The sequence below is a fragment of the Paenibacillus sp. JSM ZJ436 genome, from assembly GCF_044383795.1.
Lineage (GTDB): Bacteria > Bacillota > Bacilli > Paenibacillales > Paenibacillaceae > Paenibacillus_AQ > Paenibacillus_AQ algicola.
Genome location: NZ_JBISEO010000001.1, coordinates 142754 through 160842, shown reverse-complemented (window position 1 = coordinate 160842; position 18089 = coordinate 142754). Strand labels below are relative to the sequence as shown.

Here is an 18089-nt window from a genome sequence, read left to right as displayed (position 1 = left end):
GACAAGGAGGAATCATCTGTGTGTCAATCTCCCCAGAACCGCCCTTTAATTGATAAAGCCCTTACCTTCTACGGTGCCGGCTCCATGGCGGAAGCGATCGTCAAAGGCCTGACCCAACGCCATGTTATTGAACCCGAGAATATTACGATGCTGAACCGGAGCAACCTCCAGCGTCTGCAAGAGCTGCAGCAGCGATACGGAGTCCGCACGGAGAATGATCCGCAGGCCAAGCGTGAGATCTTAGCCGCAAGTCCAGTGATCGTCCTCGCGATGAAGCCCAAGGATGCGGCCAAAGCGCTGAAAGAGCTCGGAGCATTTCTGTCACCAGATCAGCTGCTCGTCTCGGTAATTGCCGGCTTATCAATACAGACCACCCAAACTCTGCTGGGACAAAACCAGCCGCTAGCGCGGACCATGCCGAACACATCCAGCTCGATCGGCCTGGGCTCGACCGGGCTATCCTTCTCTAAAGAGATGACAGAGGATATGCGCATTCTCGTAATGACTCTGTTTCAGGCTGTCGGGGATGTCACCGTCATAGATGAAGACAAGATGGATGTTCTGACCGGGATCTCCGGCAGCGGACCCGCTTACTTCTACTACATGATGGAAGCCATGACAGCGGCCGGAATCCGAGGCGGCCTGACTGCGGAGCAGAGCCATGAGCTGACGCTACAGACCATCATGGGCGCGGCCCGCATGGTTCAGGTGACCGGGGAGCAGCCTTCTGCGCTGCGGGCCAAGATCACATCTCCGAATGGATCGACCCAAGCTGCCCTGGAGCGCCTGGATCAGGGAGACTTTTTTGAAACGGTGATTGCTGCTGTAAATCGCTGCGCCGAGCGCTCCCGGGAAATGGGCGCTGCGCTGAAAGGACAAGCCCAATGAGCTACTGTATTGCAACGTATCGTATCCATGATGACCATGCCGATTTTCATAAAAAAGCCCAGTCCATCGCGGTCGGTATGACCGTTGGCAGCTGGACGGAGCTTCCACAGGCCAAACGGGATGCGATGAAGAAGCATCTGGGTGAGGTGTACGCTGTTGAGGTTCACGAATCCCCGGACGGCTCTGCCGGCACCCGTTACGCCGACATTCGCATTGCTTACCCGGATATTAATTTCAGCCGGGACATTCCGGCGCTGCTCGTCACCGTGTTCGGTAAAATATCTATGGATGGCCGGATCAAGCTGACCCATCTAGACCTTTCGTCTGATTTTCTATCCTCTTTTCCGGGCCCCAAGTTCGGCATTGACGGCATCCGCGAGCTGTTGGGCGTGAATGATCGGCCGCTCCTGATGAGTATTTTCAAATCCGTGATCGGTCTGAGTGCTGCCGAGCTTCGGGAACAATTTATGAGACAGGCACAAGGCGGTGTAGATCTCGTTAAGGATGACGAAATTCTTTTCGAGAATGACCTGACCCCGATTACGACCCGGGTTCGTCTGTGCATCGAGTCAGCGAACATTGTTGAGCAGGAAACCGGACGCAAGCTCCTTTACGCGGCCAATCTTACCGGACGGACCTTTCAGCTTCGAGATCAGGCGCTGCGAGCCATTGATGCCGGAGCCAATGCCCTCCTGTTTAACGTGCTGTCCTATGGCTATGACGTCCTGCAGGAGCTGAGTGCGGACCCCGAAATTACGGTTCCTATTATGGCGCATCCTGCTCTCGCCGGAGCCATGTATCCGTCGCCTCATTATGGCATTGCCGCGCCCGTTCTGCTGGGCCAGCTGATGCGGCTGGCAGGAGCCGATCTGGTGCTGTTCCCTTCACCATATGGCTCGGTCACCATGCCTCGGGAAGAAAATCTGTCGATCCGCGACGAGCTGCATACAACAGCCCTTGGGGTTAAACGGAGCATGCCTGTTCCATCCGCTGGCATTCACCCTGGACTCGTACCTAAAATCATTCGTGATTTTGGCAGAGACGTGGTGGTGAACGCAGGGGGAGGCATACATGGTCATCCTTTGGGGACAGAGGCCGGCGGGCAAGCCTTTGTGCAGGCGATTGACGCTGCCATGCATGGAGTCCCGCTGTCCGAATATGCCGAGGCTCATCCGGAGCTGAAAGCTGCACTGGAACTTTGGGGAGGAGAATAATACAGCATGATGATGAACAAGCAGCCTGTCGTCTTTTGCGACTTCGACGGCACGATTACGGACAATGACAACATTGTCGAGATTATGAAGCATTTTTTGCCGGAGGGCTATGAGGAAGTGATGCGCGCTACAGTGGAGCGGCAGATCTCTATTAAGGAAGGCGTCGGTCGCATGTTTGCCCTCTTCCCTTCCTCCCGGCGTGAGGAGATCAAGAGCTTCGCGTTAGAGCAGGCCGTCATTCGTGAAGGCTTTCAAGACTATTTGCAGCATCTGCAGGACCACAGAATCCCGTTTTATGTAACGAGCGGCGGGATCGACTTCTTCGTTAAACCGCTTCTGGAGCCGTTTCATATTCCGGAGGAGCAGATTTACTGTAACAGTGCTGACTTTAGCCAGTCCCAGATTACGATTACCTGGCCTCATCCTTGTGAAGGCAGCTGCACCAATCAGTGCGGGATGTGTAAGGTGACCGTGATGAATCAATTCCCTTCCGATCAATATTACCGTATTTTAATTGGGGACAGCATTACTGATTTCGAAGGAGCCAAGATCGCCGATCTGGTGTACTCGCGCTCTACACTGACCAAGCGGTGTGAGGAGCTCGGGGTTCAGCATGTTCCATTTCAAACGTTCCACGATATCATTGAGGATATGAAGCAGAAGACGCTTCAGGGGGTATGATAAATGAGATTTTCAGAGATTACTCTAGAAGAGAAGCAAGGCGCCCTTCAAGAGCTGAGACAGGTGAAGGAGCTGTTTGCACAGCGGGGCTGGTTTCCCGGCACGAGCGGCAATCTGTCCGTCCGTGTGGGTGAGTTTGACCGGGAGGACTTTCACTTTGCGATCACTGCAAGCGGCAAAGACAAGTCTGCCCATACGCCAGAGGATTATTTGTTTGTCGATCAGAACGGCAAGCCCGCTCAAGCCACGGCACTGAAGCCCAGCGCCGAAACCTTGATCCATTGTGAGATTTACCGTGAAACAGGCTGTGGTGCGATTTTTCACGTGCACACCGTGTATAACAACCTCATCAGTGAATATTATGGCGAGGAGGGCTTCGTGCCCGCCCAGAGCATCGAGCTTATTAAAGCGTTCAATATTTGGGAGGAGGATGCCAGCATCTCCATTCCGGTGCTCCCGAATTACGCAGATATCCCGAGTATTGCCAAGCTCGTACCGGGCGTATTGAACCAGACCATCCCGGGAATTGTGCTTCGCAATCATGGAATTTATGCCTGGGGCAAGAATGCCTTTGAAGCCAAGCGGCATTTGGAGGCCTTTGAATTCATTTTTGAATACTTGTACAAAAAATTGCTGCTGGACGCCGCCCGCCCAGCAAAATAACCAGTACTCCAAGCCAAGGGCTGCCTGCCAAGATCCAGTATCTTAAAGGCAGCTCTTGTTCTTATGATATATGCATTTCCTGCACCAGCAGCGGCACAATCCATTGACGGAAAATATCGATCTTATGACGGTCTTTCTTCCGCTTATCCTCCGTAAGAACAACAACGGTCTCCAGCTGGGGAAGGACATACACAAATTGCCCCCCGAAGCCGCGGGCATAGTAATAGGACAGCTCTACCCCTTGTCCGAAGCCAGAACCTTCGCTCCTCTCGTCCCTAAACGTGTCCACCCACCAATGCCAGGCATAATGCCCGGAGCGCGGCGGCTCTGTGGCCATCCTGGGCTCTATAGACTGCTGCAGCAGACGCTCTGAGATGAGCTGAGTCCCGTCAAAGCACCCTTTTTGCAAATACAGCTGGCCGAAATGCAGCAGTGACTTCGGTGTAAGCTTCAGTCCGTAGCCGCCGGTATGCACCCCTTGCGGATCCATTTCCCACGTATATTGTTCAATTCCGAGTGGACGAAAAAGCTGCTCCTCTGCAAAAACAGCCGTAGGCAGCCCCGACGCCTTCATCAGAATTCCAGACAACACCTGAGAATTACCCGAATTATATTCAAACTGGCTGCCCGGCACCTCACACAGCGGCTGCTCCAGCACAAATTGAATCCAGTCGGGGGATCTCGTCATTCGCGGAAATGATTTGGGACCGCCAAATTCAGTCCAGCTGATGCCGGACGACATCGTCAAGAGATGCTCCAGCGTCATCTCCGCTTTGTCCCTGTCTTCCGACGCTGCAAGCTGCGGAAAAAATGTCGAGACCGGCGTGCCTGCTCCCGGCAAAATCTTTTGATCCATAGCGATACAAATTAGCGCGGACAGAATGCTCTTCGTACAGGAATTGATTTTGGCCGGCTCCTTTTCTGCATCCGCATCCCGGTAATACTGGAATTGCAGCTCTCCTCTGCAGCTAATGAGGCAGCTTCGCAGATCCACCTCTGCGATCTCATGCCTTAGCTTCTTGAAATCCATCATCACTCCAACTTTCTAATGCTTAATGATTCATTCTCTCATACCACTTGCCCGGTAAACAACCGCTTCATAAGGCAGAAGACGTCCATTACGCTCCAAACCCGTCGTACGATAGCTGTGATCCCTGTAGCTTCCGATGACAAAGACAGCCTGTTCTGCCCATGCCACCTCAGCACAGGAGAGCTCATAGCCGGCTTCCTCTCCCGTAAAGTTCAACAGGACCAGCCATGCCTCATCCTCCATCCAGCGCATATAAGCTAGGATTTGGCGGTGATCCTCCATCACCCATTTGAAATCGCCGTAGACGAGGGTCTCGTGCTCCTTCCGCAGCCGGATGATCGATTTATAGTAATTCAGTACGGAATGAGGATCTTGTGTTTGCAGCTCCGTGTGAAGCTCTTGGTGCTTGGGATGCACCGGCAACCATGGCTGCCCCGTGGTAAACCCGCCTTGATCGCTTTCGTTCCACGGCATCGGCGTCCTGGCATGGTCCCTTGATTGACGGCGGATTCGCTGCATGATCTTCTCCTTGTCTTCTCCGCGCTCCTCAACCATCACTCTCCAGACCCTCTCTCTATATAATAGCTGCTTCCAAAAAGTATGCTATAGCTCTTTATAACCGCTGAATCGCGCAAGGAAACGAGCAAGCCGCTGCTCCATGACATTGTGATAAAAAAAACGCCGCCTCAAACCCACCAAAGGGCTCGAGACAGCGAGTATTTACTTACGCGCCAGCCATACTGGCTGGCTGGCTGCTTGATGTATATTACCTGCCGATGTTACGGAACTTCTGGGCATAGGCTCTGGCCTCTTCGGCATTGCGCACCCGATTCCGACTCCATTCCAGCAAAATCCGGTCGATGTACCTGAAATGAACCTTGCCCGCGAATACGGCTTCTTTCAGCGCGAGCAGAATCAGCTCATCAGGATAGCGATCCTGATCCAGCCAGCCCGAGATCGTCTCCAGCTCCATGGGAGACAAGGGGCGGCCAAACTCCCGTTCAAATATCCGGAACAGATTACGTTCCTCCTTCACGGGCTGCTCAGCAGGCGGCCAGGCCTCTGCGGCACGAGACTCTTCCGAGAAGCGCTGGCCTGGCTTAGGCATCATCTCCGGCGGGGAGGACTGCTGTGAAGACAGCAGCACCGCAAGCTTCTCATAGACCCCTTGCAGATTGTAACGCTCATACTGAATGCCGGCGTCCGGATCCCTGAATTCATCAATGGTGATCCACTGCGCCTTCATGAGCTTCTGCAGCTGCTCTGCGATCGCCTCCATCGGCGTGCCGGTCACTGCCTGAAGCTCTTCCAGGGATGGAAATGCATTCTGTTCATTCTGCTGAAACGACAGCAGATGAATGAGCAGCATACACTCCCTGTCGCTAAGACCGGCTCTTCGATAATTCCGCAATAAAGCGTATGGAAGCAGCGTAACGCCCTGCTGCATTCCCGCTGCGGCACCGTCAGCCCAAGCTTGGGAAGAGCTCTGTACCTGTTCCTGTGGCTGTCTTTGGTTCGCCATGTAAATCAAGGGTACAGCCTGTAAAGCGTTCGAGGGAACGGAATAGTTTCACGCACGTGATCCAATCCGCAAATCCAGGCTACAGTCCGCTCCAGTCCCAGGCCAAAACCGGAATGCGGCACGGTACCATAGGTTCTAAGGTCCATGTACCACTGATAGTTTTCCATGGACAGCTCATGCTCCTTGAAGCGTTGCTCCAGCAGTTTGGGATCATCAATCCGCTGAGATCCGCCAATAATCTCGCCATAGCCCTCTGGGGCAATCATATCCGCACAGAGTACAACCTCAGGACGATTCGGATCCGGCTTCATATAGAAGGCTTTGATTGCAGCAGGATAATGAGTAATAAACACAGGCTTCTCATACTTCTCAGCAATCGCAGTTTCATGCGGCGCTCCAAAATCCTCGCCCCAGGAAATTTCATGGCCCTCTGATTGAAGGAAGGAAATCGCTTCATCATACGTAATTCGCGGGAATGGAGCCTGGATGACTTCCAGCTTCGCCACGTCCCGACCGATCGCTTCCAGCTCTTTGCGGCAGTTCTTGACGACTGACTGCACAACATGGCTGATAAACGCCTCCTGGACCTTGAGGCTTTCCTCATGATCCGTAAACGCCATTTCCGGCTCTATCATCCAGAACTCAATCAGGTGTCTGCGCGTCTTGGATTTCTCAGCACGGAACGTCGGACCGAAGGAGTATACTTTACCCAGCGCCATCGCAGCGGCTTCCATATACAGCTGACCGCTCTGCGTCAAATAAGCATCTTCTTCAAAATATTTCGTGTGAAACAAATTGGTCGTTCCCTCTGCCGATGTCGGCGTCAGAATTGGAGGGTCCACCAATGTAAAGCCGTTATTGTCAAAATATTGCTGCACCGCGCGGATAATCTCTGCCCGAATAACCATGACGGCGCGCTGCTTCTGGCTGCGAAGCCACAAATGGCGGTGATCCATCAGGAAGTCTACGCCATGCTCTTTCGGAGTAATTGGATAATTCTCTGTAATATGAATAATTTCGATCTCGGTAATTGTCATTTCATAGCCGGACTGACTGCGCGGCTCTTCCCGAATGATGCCGGTCACGTATAGCGAGCTTTCCTGAGTCAGACTCTTCGCATCATTCCATAGCTGCTCTGACACTTCACTTTTGACAACGACACCCTGAATATATCCGGTTCCATCCCGCAGCTGCAGAAACTGGATCTTGCCGCTGGATCGTTTGTTCTGAATCCAGGCTCCAATCCTTACGGTTTCTCCTGCATGCTGATGAACTTGAGAAATTACACTTTTGGTGGTCATGCTTGTTCTCTCCTTAAACTGCTACTGTTGATTAGCCGCTGTTACGATGTTATGGGTATCCCTGGCAATAACCAGCTCTTCATTCGTCGGAATCACGAGCACCTCTACGCGGGAATCCGGTGCAGAAATCCGTCTCGGTTCTCCGGAACGAATGGCGTTCAGCTCTGCATCCAGCTTGACGCCAAGGAAGGACAGCTGCTCCAGCACCTTTTGACGTAGAACTACGGAATTCTCGCCTACACCTGCCGTAAATACGAGCACATCGACTCCATTCATGGCCGCGGCATAAGAGCCGATATATTTACGCAGACGATATTCATACATCTCGAACGCCAGTGTCGCATTGGCTTCGCCCTTATCCATGCCCTCGGTAATTTCCCGCATATCACTGCTCACACCGGAAATCGCCAGCAGGCCGCTGTGCTTGTTCAGCATGGAATTGACTTCGCTAACGCTCAGCTCTTCTTTATTCATTACATAAGGCACGATCGCAGGATCTAAATCACCGCTGCGTGTTCCCATCATAAGACCTTCCAGCGGCGTCATGCCCATGGAGGTATCTACAGACTGGCCGCCCTGCACAGCCGTGACGGAAGCCCCGTTTCCGATATGGCAGGTGATGATTTTGAGCTCCTCAATAGGCTTGTCCAGGAACGTCGCAGCCGCTTGGCTTACATATTCGTGGGACGTGCCATGAGCGCCGTAACGGCGGACTTTATACTTATTATAAAGAACTCTTGGAATGGCGTACAGGTAAGATTTTTCAGGCATCGTCTGATGGAAGGCCGTATCAAATACGACAACCTGAGGCACATTCGGCATGTTAGTTTCGGCAGCCTTGATCCCCATCATCGAGGCAGGGTTGTGCAGCGGTGCCAGATCAAACAAGCGACGAATCTCAGCTTTGGCAGCATCATCCACGAGCGCAGACGCCTTAAAGGCTTCACCGCCGTGTACCACACGATGGCCGACCGCCTGAATCTCTTCAATAGAAGCAATCACACCATGCTCCTCATGGGTCAGCATGCTCAGCACCTTACGGATCGCGGTAATATGCTCCAGGATTTCACTAACCTCAGTAACCTCCTGCTTCCCTGCAGGCTTGTGCGTCAATATTGAAGAATCCATCCCGATTCTTTCCACCAGGCCTTTGGCCAGAACCGATTCATCATTCATATTGTACAGCTGATATTTCAGGGAAGAGCTTCCCGCGTTAATGACTAATATTTTCACAGCCGGTCACCGTCCTTATCATACTTGAAGAAGCCTTCCCCGGTCTTGACACCCAGATGACCTGCACGCACCATCTTTTTTAATACGATGGATGGACGGTATTTGAGCTCGCCAAATTCCCGGAACATCCGCTGCAGTGCTGCCAGTACAGAGTCCAGGCCGAACCGGTCCGCCATTTCCAGTGGTCCGTGCTGGAAGCTGTAGCCGATCCGCATGGCATCGTCAATATCCTCTGGCGAAGCAACACCCTCTTGCAGAAGATGGAGAGCTTCATTGATCAGGAGGCAGATCATGCGGCTTGATACAAAGCCCGGGGACTCGTAAACCATAATGCCTTTTTTCTCTACTACCTCTTCTACGAAGCGTTTGGTTTCAGTAAAGGTATTTTCAGAGGTTTTGAGACCCCGAATAATTTCGACCAGATCGACCTTCGATACCGGATGGATAAAGTGCATGCCAATGACCCGCTCGGGATACATGGTTGAGCTGGCCAGCTCGGTTAAGCTGAGCGAGGAGGTATTGCTGGCAAGAATAATGTGAGCCGGGCAAACCTGATCCAGCTGCTCAAACACGGCTCTCTTAGCATCCAGATCCTCTGTAATCGTTTCGATAACCATGTCACAGGTCCCCAGCTCCGCAAAATGCGTCACCTTCTGAATGCGGCCCAGAATGAGCTTCTTCTCTGCCTGGGTAATTCCCCAGCGCTCCAGCTGCTTATCAAGACTGGTCTCAATCATATGATAAGAGTACTCAAGCTTTTCTGGCGTTTTCTCAACCAGCATGACATCGAGGCCTTTAGCGGCAAGCATTTCAGCAATGCCCTGGCCCATCGTCCCTCCGCCGATTACGCCGATTTTTTTGAAGTACATGGTTTACTCCACCCTTCCTTAACATCCTATACTTTATTGTACCCTTCTTTCTGTAAACATACATTTATACGGGCACGGAATATAATAATATCTTAGCACGCTCAAAAAGTAAAAAAAAACAGCCAAGCATAAGAATTATGCTGGCTGAAGCGTGTTTTCACGGAATTGACAACGGAATTGCTCGCCGGATAAAATCTCTTCTCTCATCAGAATGTCCAGAGAGTGATCAAAGATCTGATGATGCTGAAGCAGCAGCTGCTTCGTGCGGCCCATGAGCTCCTCCAGGATCGTATTATTCTCTTTCATCAGCTCTTCGGTCGTAACCATATTCATATTGACGATGCCAAGCGAAGTCAGGCCGGACTTCATCATCGTCTCTACGATCGAGATGGATTGCTCGAAGTCGTTGCTAGAGCCTGTGCTGCGTCCCCCATAATAAATTTCTTCCGAGGCGGCTCCCGCGAGCGCAATCATAATCTGTTCCTCCAAAAAAGACTTCGTGTACAAGTACTGCTCCTGCTGCGGGTTATGGCGGACATAGCCCAGTGCCTTACCCCGCGGGCTTAAAGCAACCTGCTTTACGCTGCCTGGACGAACGAGCTCTGCCATAATGGCATGACCCAGCTCGTGAATAGCTACTCTCTTTTTCTCTTCGAGATTCGATTCCCGATCGGAGCGTTCCCCCATCATTACCTTGTCAATCGCCATGGATAGATGGCGGTGATGAATCATTTCACTATTTTCACGCATCGTGTAGATTGCGGCTTCGTTCATGACGCTTTCGAGCTGCGCACCAGAGAAGCCATAGGCCTCTTCCGCAATTTTGTCCAGATCCACATTCGGGTGCAGCGGCTTGTTGCCGGCATGCAGATTCAGAATATGAGAACGCCCCTTCTTGTCAGGCAGGTCTACCTGAATATGACGGTCAAAGCGTCCCGGGCGAAGCAAGGCGCTGTCCAGCATTTCCTTGCGGTTAGTAGCTGCAATGACGAGAATCTTCGGCGACTCCGAGGAATAAATTCCGTCCATTTCTGTGAGCAGCTGGTTCAAGGTCTGGTCATACTCCCGCTGCTGTCCGCCTTCACGCTTTCCCCCAATGACATCGATCTCATCTATAAAAATAATGGCGCTTTGCTTATTCTCTTTGGCTGCCCGTGTCCGTGCATCCTTAAATAAGTCACGAATCCGTCCCGCACCGACACCGACATACATTTCGACAAACTCACTGCCTGAGGCAGCGACGAAGACCGAGTTCGTGTAATGCGCCGCCGCCTTCGCCATCAAGGTCTTCCCGGTTCCCGGAGGGCCTGTCAGCAAAATCCCCTTCAGCGGCCGAATGCCGAACTTCTTGATCTCTTCATGCCGGTTCAGAAAATCCAGTGCTTCCCGGAGTTCCTGCTTGGCATTGTCCTGACCGCCGATCTCTTCAAAGGTCAGCTTCGCAGGCGCCGCTTTCTTCCGTTTCCGATCGTTTCCGGCCCCTACTGCGATTCCGCCTCTCATCTTCAGTACCATAAACAGGGTTCCGACCAAAGCAGCCGCGATCAGAATCGGCACCACGTTCAAGCCGATAAATGCCATAAATATAAACAATACAGGAACAAAGCCAATCAACGCTTCTTTACTCCATTTAGGCATGATTCCATACCTCCATTGTGCCGGGGTGACGCGGCAGGATTATAAATTTGCCCGAGGTTCCATCGGACAGGCTGACATACACGTTCTGATCATCAATTTGCGCGACCGCTTTCAGGTTCGGCCTTTGATCAGCCAGCTGGTTCAATGCAGTTTGAATTTCGGTATACTGCCGGTTATCCATAGCCTGGGCGACGGAGAGCATGGCGCTGTCCCACCACTCATTCAGCACGTCCGAGGAATGATCAGCCACCTCGATCATCAGCTCCCGCTGGTCAATGACGCTTTTACCTTCCTTCTGGATCTGGGACACCAAATCCCGAAGATCGGTTTCTGGCTGTAAATCGAGTTTCAAAGTGACCGTATTGCGTTTAATATCTATCTGAGAGTCAATGACTCCCTCATATTGTGACAGGACTTGGGCAATAGGATTCTGAAGAGCATAGTGACGGTACAGAAACCAGCCTCCAAAAAGCACGGAAGCCGAAACGACAACTGACAGCAAGATGGGAAGTATGCGGAGCTTCAAGGTCAGTTCATCCTCTCTACATAAAGTGTACATAGGAAAGTATATCATTATAGCATTTACGACATAACAGTTTTGAATACAAATAAAAGTATATCACATTATATATACGATTTCATTTACAACTGTGAAAATATTGAAAACAATTTTTTGTAAGCGTATTCAATATATAGCGCACAAATAAACACGCTGCCTCTGCATGAAAGGCGCGTGTTTATTTGTGCTTATGGATTCGGTAATATAATATCTTCTCCGATCGGTTCACCATCGGCGAATCGATAGAAACGGTAGCCTGTCTTGCCTTCATGCCGGAAATGAAGCTGCCAGACATATTCATTCTCGTACATTCCGGGAACGAGACGCAGCACTGAGACTTCCGGAAACTGGCTGGAAATCAGGGAGGACATCTGCTTCTCACTCATGCCATCCTTCAAAGACTCTGTATGCACAAAGTCCCCTCCTGCAGGCACCCCGTCCTTCGTGAATTTCACCCATACCATAATGTTCTCACCCTTGGTGTTTAGCCCGGAAGCAACCCAGTAATTACTGTTCTCATCCCACACGGAGCGGTAGGTTTTCTCGACCTTGCCAAGTCCACCATATTGCCTTGCAGTCTGAACGGCTGCCCGCTCTTTCTCCCAGGAGCCGGACATGACATCATTGTAGTAGATTTGAACAAACAGCAGAACAAGCAATATGGCAGATAAGCTGAATAAGATACGCTTCGTTTTGGTTTTCAATTCAGTCCCCTCGCTCCCGCCATTATTGGGTCAAGAGAGCCTCGAAGGCTAGCTGTGCTTCCCTGCGGATTTTCTCTTCATCCAGGGTCAGGCAAGCTCCATTCTTCACGAGCTGTCTGCCATCCACCCATACATGCTTTACATCCTTCGCCGAGGCAGAATAAACGGCATGAGAGATAAAGTCACTGTATGGCAGAAAATGCGGCTGATCCGTGTCCAGTGCAATGAAATCTGCTTTCATGCCTGCCTTCAGACGTCCCACCTGGTTCAGGAACAAGGAATCTGCTCCATATTCGGTGCCCATTCGCAGCGCCTCTGCAGCAGGAACAGCAGTAGGATCTCCACTGACTCCCTTGTGAATCAGAGCAGCGAGTCGAATTTCTTCAAACATATCCAGGTTGTTGTTGCTCGCCGGACCGTCTGTACCGAGAGATACCTTCACTCCCGCTTTCAGGAGCTCCGGTACACGGGCAATGCCGCTCGCCAGCTTCAGATTACTACCGGGATTATGAGAGACGCCGACCTGATGCGCGGCTAGAATGCTGATCTCCTCATCGGTAAGATGTACGCCGTGGGCAATCAGGCTAGGCCGGGAGAACATGCCCAGCTTCAGGAGATGCTCCACCGGCCGGACACCGTAATCCTTCACATTTTGCTCTACTTCATTGCGGGTCTCACTCATATGGGTATGCATCGGCAGGTCCAGATCGATCGAAGCCTGTACAAATTTCTCAATATAGTCCGGCGGGCAGGTATACGGGGCGTGTGGAGAAATCATCGTTGTAATTCGTCCATCCGCTTTTCCATGCCAGGATTTGGCGAAGTCAACCGCCTCGTTCAGCTTTCTCTGTTGTTCTTCCGGTGAGCACAGGCCGATCACCCCGCGTGTTAACACCGCCCGCATTCCGGATTGCTTCGTCACAGCCGCCACTTGATCCATATGATCATACATATCCAGGAAGGTCGTCGTGCCGCCCTTCAGCATCTCAAGAACCGAAAGAGAAGTACCCCAATAGACGTCTTGGGCCGTAAACTTCCCTTCCATTGGCCACATTTTCTCCTGCAGCCATACCTGGAGCGCCAGATCATCACCATAACCTCGCAGCAACGACATCGCTGTATGTCCATGAGTATTAATCAATCCCGGTAAAAACAGCAAATGGCTGCCGTCCATGACCTCGGTTCCCTCATCGATTTGCGGCTCCTCTTCCCCGATATACGTAATGATATCGTCCTCGATGAGCATGTATCCCGAAATGACAGTCTTTCCTTCCTCCAGCACGGCAAAGGTGCCGTTCTTAATGACCTGCTTCCGCGGTGTCATTGTTCATCTCCTCCTTCCCATTATCCAAATAGTAAGCCAGGCTTTGCAAATCTGTCGTAAAATCAGCCGTATGAATACGGATGTGAGGCGGAGCCTTTAGAATCACCGGTGCAAAATTTAATATAGCCTCAATCCCGGAGGCAACCAGCACGTCCGCCACATTTTGCGCCTCAACATCCGGTACTGTGATGATACCGATCCGGATGCTTAGCTTCTGAATCGTCTCACTCAGTTCCTCCATCGGCTGTACAGTTAAATTATTGATGCGTGTCCCCACTTTGGAGGTTTGAGCGTCAAAGACCGCTACGATTTTCATATTGTCCTTCAAAAAGGCATTATAGTTGGATAATGCATGTCCCAGGTTCCCTGCACCGACAAGCACAACGTTAATATGCTGATCCAGCTTCAGAATCTGACGAATCTTCTCGATCAGATAGATGACATCATACCCAATGCCCTTTCTCCCAAAATCCCCGAAGTAAGCAAGGTCCTTTCGAATCTGGGCAGGATTTAGATCCAGCCTCTGTCCCAGCTCCTGCGAGGAGACGGTGGCAACCTCTCTCTTATGCAGCTCATTCAAATAACGCAGATAGACAGGCAGTCTGCGAACCACAGCTTCCGAAATTTTATCCGATTTCATGCTTGCTCCCCCTATAGATTAAACTCAAGGCCGAACACTTTAAGTCTCTAACACTGGAACACTAACACACCTTATTCATGAATCAGGCTGAAGCCATTCCTCAATCCGAGATACCATCTGGTCAGATCGCATATGCTCCATTTTCGGTCCGGGTAAAGAGTACAGAAAATACTTGCCGTAATAGGATTCAATAATTCTTGTATCATAAACAATGACGATGCCGCGGTCATTTGCAGTTCGGACGAGGCGGCCGAACCCTTGCTTGAAGCGGATGACTGCTTGCGGGACAGACAGCTTCATAAACGGATTCTTCTTCTGCTGCTGCAGCAGCTCACTCTTCGCTTCAACCAGCGGGTGGCTTGGCGGCTGAAAGGGAAGCCGGACAATGGCCAGGCAGGTGAGGGCCTCCCCTGGAATATCAACACCTTCCCAGAAGGAGCTCGTGCCCAGAAGAACCGAGGGCCCGCTATCTTGAAACCGCCGGATCAGCTTGCTTCGACTCACGCCGTCCATCCCCTGTCCCAGCACGTGAATATCACGGGACTGCAGCAGCTCCTTTAACGGTTCATAGACTTGTCTCAGCATTTTGTAGGAAGTGAACAGCACCATCATTCGGCCCTGGGTCGCCACGGCCGCGTCAGCCAGCGACTGCACCAGGCTGCTGACGAATTTGGGATCTCCCACCGTTCCCTTCACGCTCGGGAAGTCCCGAGGGACAATGAGCAGCGCCTGCTCCCGGTACTGAAACGGAGAAGGCAGCTGCACGGTGTCCAGACGGCTCTGTTCCGAGGCCTCCTGCAGCCCCAGGTTGTCAATCATATATTGAAATGATTTATCGACAGACAGGGTCGCAGAGGTGAGAATCACACTTTGCTTCTTATCAAAGAATAATGCCTTCAGCTGCTGCGATACGTCAATCAGGACAGCATAAAGCTGAAGTGACTTGCTGCGATAGCTGCTGTTGGCCTCCATCCAGTATACCGTTTCCTCGTGAGTCAGGCTCATAAAAAAGCGCAGCTCCTCCCGATGGGCGGCGAGGTCCTTAAACAAGCCGTTCAGATCCGTCACCAGACTGTCAGCGCTGTAGTCATCCAAATCTTCTCTAAGCTCCTGGATCAGCACATCTCCCTGCCGGGATAGCTCTCCCAGGGTCAAGTAGATCTGATGCTCGATCTGCTGCAGCTCGGTCCAGGCCTTCGGCAGCTTCGACTTGGACAGCCGCAGCGTATATTGTCCTGCGTCGCCGGGAAGAGCATCCCCTCTCTCCGGAATGAGCTGGAACAGCTGCTCACTAAGCCGGTCCCAATGCTCTTTCACGCTAATAAGATCGGGGATCAGCCGATCCACAACCGCAGTCCAATCTCCAGATTTCTCATGGCCGGAGAGCTGGAGCAGCTGCCGAAGCGCCGGAAGCTGGCCGTTCTTGCTGTCCTTATACAGACGCATCAGCGTATGCACGACCGAGAAATATTTCACGTTCAGTCCCAAATGCTTGCCAGCCACCTCTTCCAGCTGATGCGCCTCATCAATGACAAGGTTCTCGTAGGGAGGCAGCAGCTGATGGTTGGCCTTCACATCCGTAAATAGCTTGGAATGATTGGTAATGACGACATCGGCCAAGCCCGCTTCATGTCTCGCCCGGTGGTAGTAGCATTTCTTGAACCAGGGACAGGCTCTGCCCAGGCAGGAATCGGAGTCGCTGGACACACTATCCCAGAACTCGCCGTTTCGTCCGCCCAGATTCAGCTCCTCATCATCTCCCGTCTGGGTCTGAGTCAGCCACACCAGCATTTGAGCAGCAATGATAACATCTTCCTTCGGAGAGGCGAAGTCTTTTCTGTTTATTTTATGTTCAAATTTTCGCAAACACAAATAATGCTGCCTTCCCTTGAAGACGGCTGCTTTGAAAGGAAAGGGCACAACCTGATTCAGAAGAGGCACATCCCGCTCCCGCAGCTGCTCCTGCAGATTAATCGTATGGGTGCTGACAATGACCTTCTCTTCCTGCTTGACGCTCTGATAAATGGAGGGCAGCAAATAGCCGAGCGATTTGCCTGTTCCGGTTCCTGCCTCAATCAGCAGATGCTTGCGTTCATCCAAGGCCTCCATGACCTTGTTGAACATCATTTCCTGCGCTTCACGGCTCTCATAATGAGATAGCGTTTGCTGTAAATTGCGCTGAACCTGCTCCATAAATTCCGGAAAACCCACGTTCTTGAGCGGGTTACCCTCCTCTTCATCACGTACAGGCGGAATATCTGTCCAGTCCTCTACAGCCAGGGCAAGCTGACGATAGAACGTATAGCCGAGCTCACTCTCCTCATCCACCGGATGACGCTCCCGCTCTTCTCTCAAGCCATCAAAGAACCAGCCCATATCGCTGTCCTCATCGACAAACAGATCAGCCAGCCTTTGAATAGTCAGCAAGGGCAGCTTCTCCAGCTCCTCGAAACATTTCAGCAGAATGTGTGCTGTTGCCAATGCGTCGCTGTCGGCCTGATGCGGCCGGTCATGCTGCAGCCCGAACTCAGCAGAAACCATACCCAGCTGGTAGGTGTGCAAAGAGGGGAAGCATATTTTGAGAAAATGTATAGTGTCCAGAATCCGGCCGCTGAAGGGCAGGTACCCGCAGCGATCCAGTGCATTCTGCAAAAAATTAAAGTCAAACGTTACATTGTGGCCAACCAATATCACATCGTCCAGTAAAGGAACGAGCTGCATCATCATCTCTTCCAGCATCGGAGCATCTTTAACATCCTGCTCCGTGATCCCAGTCAGTCCGGTGATAAAAGGAGGTATCGGGATTCCCGGGTTTACATACGATCCGAATACACGGGAAATATGGCCGCCTTCTTCGATGATCGCCAGGCCTACCTGGATAATCTCATCTGTGGAATGGCTGCCCGTCGTTTCAAAGTCCAACACAGCATATTTCATTGAGCCAAATTCCTTCCCTACAGTCTACCTATCAGCATACCAGAAGTTACGCTTTTTGAACATTCCACACCCTGCCGGCACAAAAAGACGATGCTGCCATCCGCTTCTTTAAAGCGAAGGAACATCGTCTTCGTGGCTTATAACAGCGAGATCAGCGGACTTCCGTACTGCAGTTCTCCCCGCTTTTGGTGGCAGACCTGCAGGTTGTTCAGAGGATCCGGCAATGTAGGATCCTGTTGAATCGCCAGAGTAAAAAACTCTGAGGCCTTATCCCTTGCTCCCTGAATCACCTGTATACAGCCCATTGCATTGTAAATGATGGCCTTCAGCTTCTTGTCCTCTGCACCAGGGAGCATCCCGAGCAGCTGCCTTGCAGCCTCTGACGTTTCCCCCAGATGCAGATGGGACATGGCAAGGTAGAGCCGGATTAAAGGACTGTCCGGGTATGATTCGGCCGCTGCCGTGAATTGAGATAAGGCAGGCTCAAACATCAGCAGCTTGTAATAGCCCTGTCCCCGGATAAACGTCTCCAGCTGCAGCTCCGGCGATCCGGTCGGCGGAAATCCCGGAGGTGCAGCCGTGTTCTCACGAAACACCGCCATTCTCTCCTCGAAGCGGAGCCACTCGTCAATGATGCCGTCACTCATCTGCTTGAGCAAATTCCAATTGTGCACCAGCGCTTGCTTTTGGGGGCCTTGAGCGGCAGGGTAATGCTTCACAATTTCATCGAACATGTTGTTCATTTCATCGAATACATGCTGAAACATGGAGTGCATCCCACCCTTAACCTGATAAATGAGTGATCAGTGCAGCCGACCTGATATCATTTTTTGTTAAGACGGGCGATTTCATTCGATGTCATGCCGTTACTTTCTGGTGTCATTCC

General features: G+C 51.7%; 17 protein-coding genes. 4 read left to right on the top strand and 13 right to left on the bottom strand.

Features of this window, described 5'->3' with window-relative positions:
- The first annotated feature begins 18 nt into the window (after window positions 1-18).
- Genes proC through mtnB form a run of 4 tightly spaced genes read left to right on the top strand, consistent with a single transcriptional unit; the run spans window position 19 to window position 3446 of the window.
- Window positions 19-888 (top strand): pyrroline-5-carboxylate reductase, encoded by an 870-nt coding sequence (gene proC / locus ACH6EH_RS00895; protein WP_397330728.1) that lies wholly within the window; start codon window positions 19-21, stop codon window positions 886-888.
- Entirely contained in the window at window positions 885-2102 is a 1218-nt protein-coding gene (locus ACH6EH_RS00890; RefSeq protein WP_138225616.1) for a 2,3-diketo-5-methylthiopentyl-1-phosphate enolase, read from the top strand. Before proC ends, ACH6EH_RS00890 begins: the two co-directional genes overlap by 4 nt.
- Before the next feature lie 6 nt (window positions 2103-2108).
- Window positions 2109-2783, top strand: coding sequence for a 2-hydroxy-3-keto-5-methylthiopentenyl-1-phosphate phosphatase (locus ACH6EH_RS00885; RefSeq protein WP_397330727.1), 675 nt, complete (start codon window positions 2109-2111; stop codon window positions 2781-2783).
- Between the two features lie 3 nt (window positions 2784-2786).
- Entirely contained in the window at window positions 2787-3446 is a 660-nt protein-coding gene (gene mtnB, locus ACH6EH_RS00880; protein WP_208202835.1) for a methylthioribulose 1-phosphate dehydratase, read from the top strand.
- 61 nt (window positions 3447-3507) lie between these two features.
- On the opposite strand, the gene ACH6EH_RS00875 is transcribed toward mtnB, so the two are convergent.
- From ACH6EH_RS00875 to ACH6EH_RS00815, 13 genes are all read right to left on the bottom strand, one after another.
- Window positions 3508-4479, bottom strand: coding sequence for a serine hydrolase domain-containing protein (locus ACH6EH_RS00875; protein WP_397330726.1), 972 nt, complete (start codon window positions 4477-4479; stop codon window positions 3508-3510).
- A 27-nt stretch (window positions 4480-4506) separates the two neighbouring features.
- Window positions 4507-5031 (bottom strand): alpha-amylase family glycosyl hydrolase, encoded by a 525-nt coding sequence (locus tag ACH6EH_RS00870; protein WP_397330937.1) that lies wholly within the window; start codon window positions 5029-5031, stop codon window positions 4507-4509.
- A 211-nt stretch (window positions 5032-5242) separates the two neighbouring features.
- The gene (locus tag ACH6EH_RS00865; RefSeq protein WP_397330725.1) at window positions 5243-5998 is read right to left on the bottom strand and encodes a DnaD domain-containing protein; all 756 of its coding nucleotides are present in this window, start codon (window positions 5996-5998) and stop codon (window positions 5243-5245) included.
- Between the two features lie 5 nt (window positions 5999-6003).
- The gene (gene asnS / locus ACH6EH_RS00860; protein ID WP_397330724.1) at window positions 6004-7299 is read right to left on the bottom strand and encodes an asparagine--tRNA ligase; all 1296 of its coding nucleotides are present in this window, start codon (window positions 7297-7299) and stop codon (window positions 6004-6006) included.
- Window positions 7300-7320: 21 nt separating this feature from the next.
- Complete coding sequence (locus ACH6EH_RS00855) at window positions 7321-8532, bottom strand: acetate/propionate family kinase (RefSeq protein ID WP_397330723.1); 1212 nt, start codon at window positions 8530-8532, stop codon at window positions 7321-7323.
- Window positions 8529-9401: a 3-hydroxyacyl-CoA dehydrogenase family protein gene (locus ACH6EH_RS00850; RefSeq protein ID WP_138225609.1), complete on the bottom strand. Its 873-nt coding sequence runs from the start codon at window positions 9399-9401 to the stop codon at window positions 8529-8531. The genes ACH6EH_RS00855 and ACH6EH_RS00850 overlap by 4 nt, the downstream gene beginning before the upstream one ends.
- Before the next feature lie 135 nt (window positions 9402-9536).
- Complete coding sequence (locus ACH6EH_RS00845) at window positions 9537-11039, bottom strand: AAA family ATPase (RefSeq protein ID WP_397330722.1); 1503 nt, start codon at window positions 11037-11039, stop codon at window positions 9537-9539.
- Window positions 11032-11541 (bottom strand): hypothetical protein, encoded by a 510-nt coding sequence (locus ACH6EH_RS00840; RefSeq protein ID WP_397330721.1) that lies wholly within the window; start codon window positions 11539-11541, stop codon window positions 11032-11034. Before ACH6EH_RS00840 ends, ACH6EH_RS00845 begins: the two co-directional genes overlap by 8 nt.
- A gap of 245 nt (window positions 11542-11786) precedes the next feature.
- Complete coding sequence (locus tag ACH6EH_RS00835; RefSeq protein ID WP_397330720.1) at window positions 11787-12302, bottom strand: cell wall elongation regulator TseB-like domain-containing protein; 516 nt, start codon at window positions 12300-12302, stop codon at window positions 11787-11789.
- Window positions 12303-12324: 22 nt separating this feature from the next.
- A complete protein-coding gene (locus ACH6EH_RS00830) occupies window positions 12325-13626 on the bottom strand; it encodes an amidohydrolase (RefSeq protein ID WP_138225605.1) in 1302 nt (433 codons plus the stop codon).
- Window positions 13601-14266 (bottom strand): redox-sensing transcriptional repressor Rex, encoded by a 666-nt coding sequence (locus ACH6EH_RS00825; RefSeq protein ID WP_397330719.1) that lies wholly within the window; start codon window positions 14264-14266, stop codon window positions 13601-13603. The genes ACH6EH_RS00830 and ACH6EH_RS00825 overlap by 26 nt, the downstream gene beginning before the upstream one ends.
- Before the next feature lie 75 nt (window positions 14267-14341).
- On the bottom strand, window positions 14342-17203 hold the full coding sequence (dinG, locus tag ACH6EH_RS00820; protein ID WP_397330718.1) for an ATP-dependent DNA helicase DinG: 2862 nt from the start codon (window positions 17201-17203) through the stop codon (window positions 14342-14344).
- Between the two features lie 137 nt (window positions 17204-17340).
- Window positions 17341-17970, bottom strand: coding sequence for a tetratricopeptide repeat protein (locus ACH6EH_RS00815; protein ID WP_138225602.1), 630 nt, complete (start codon window positions 17968-17970; stop codon window positions 17341-17343).
- Window positions 17971-18089: the final 119 nt, after the last annotated feature.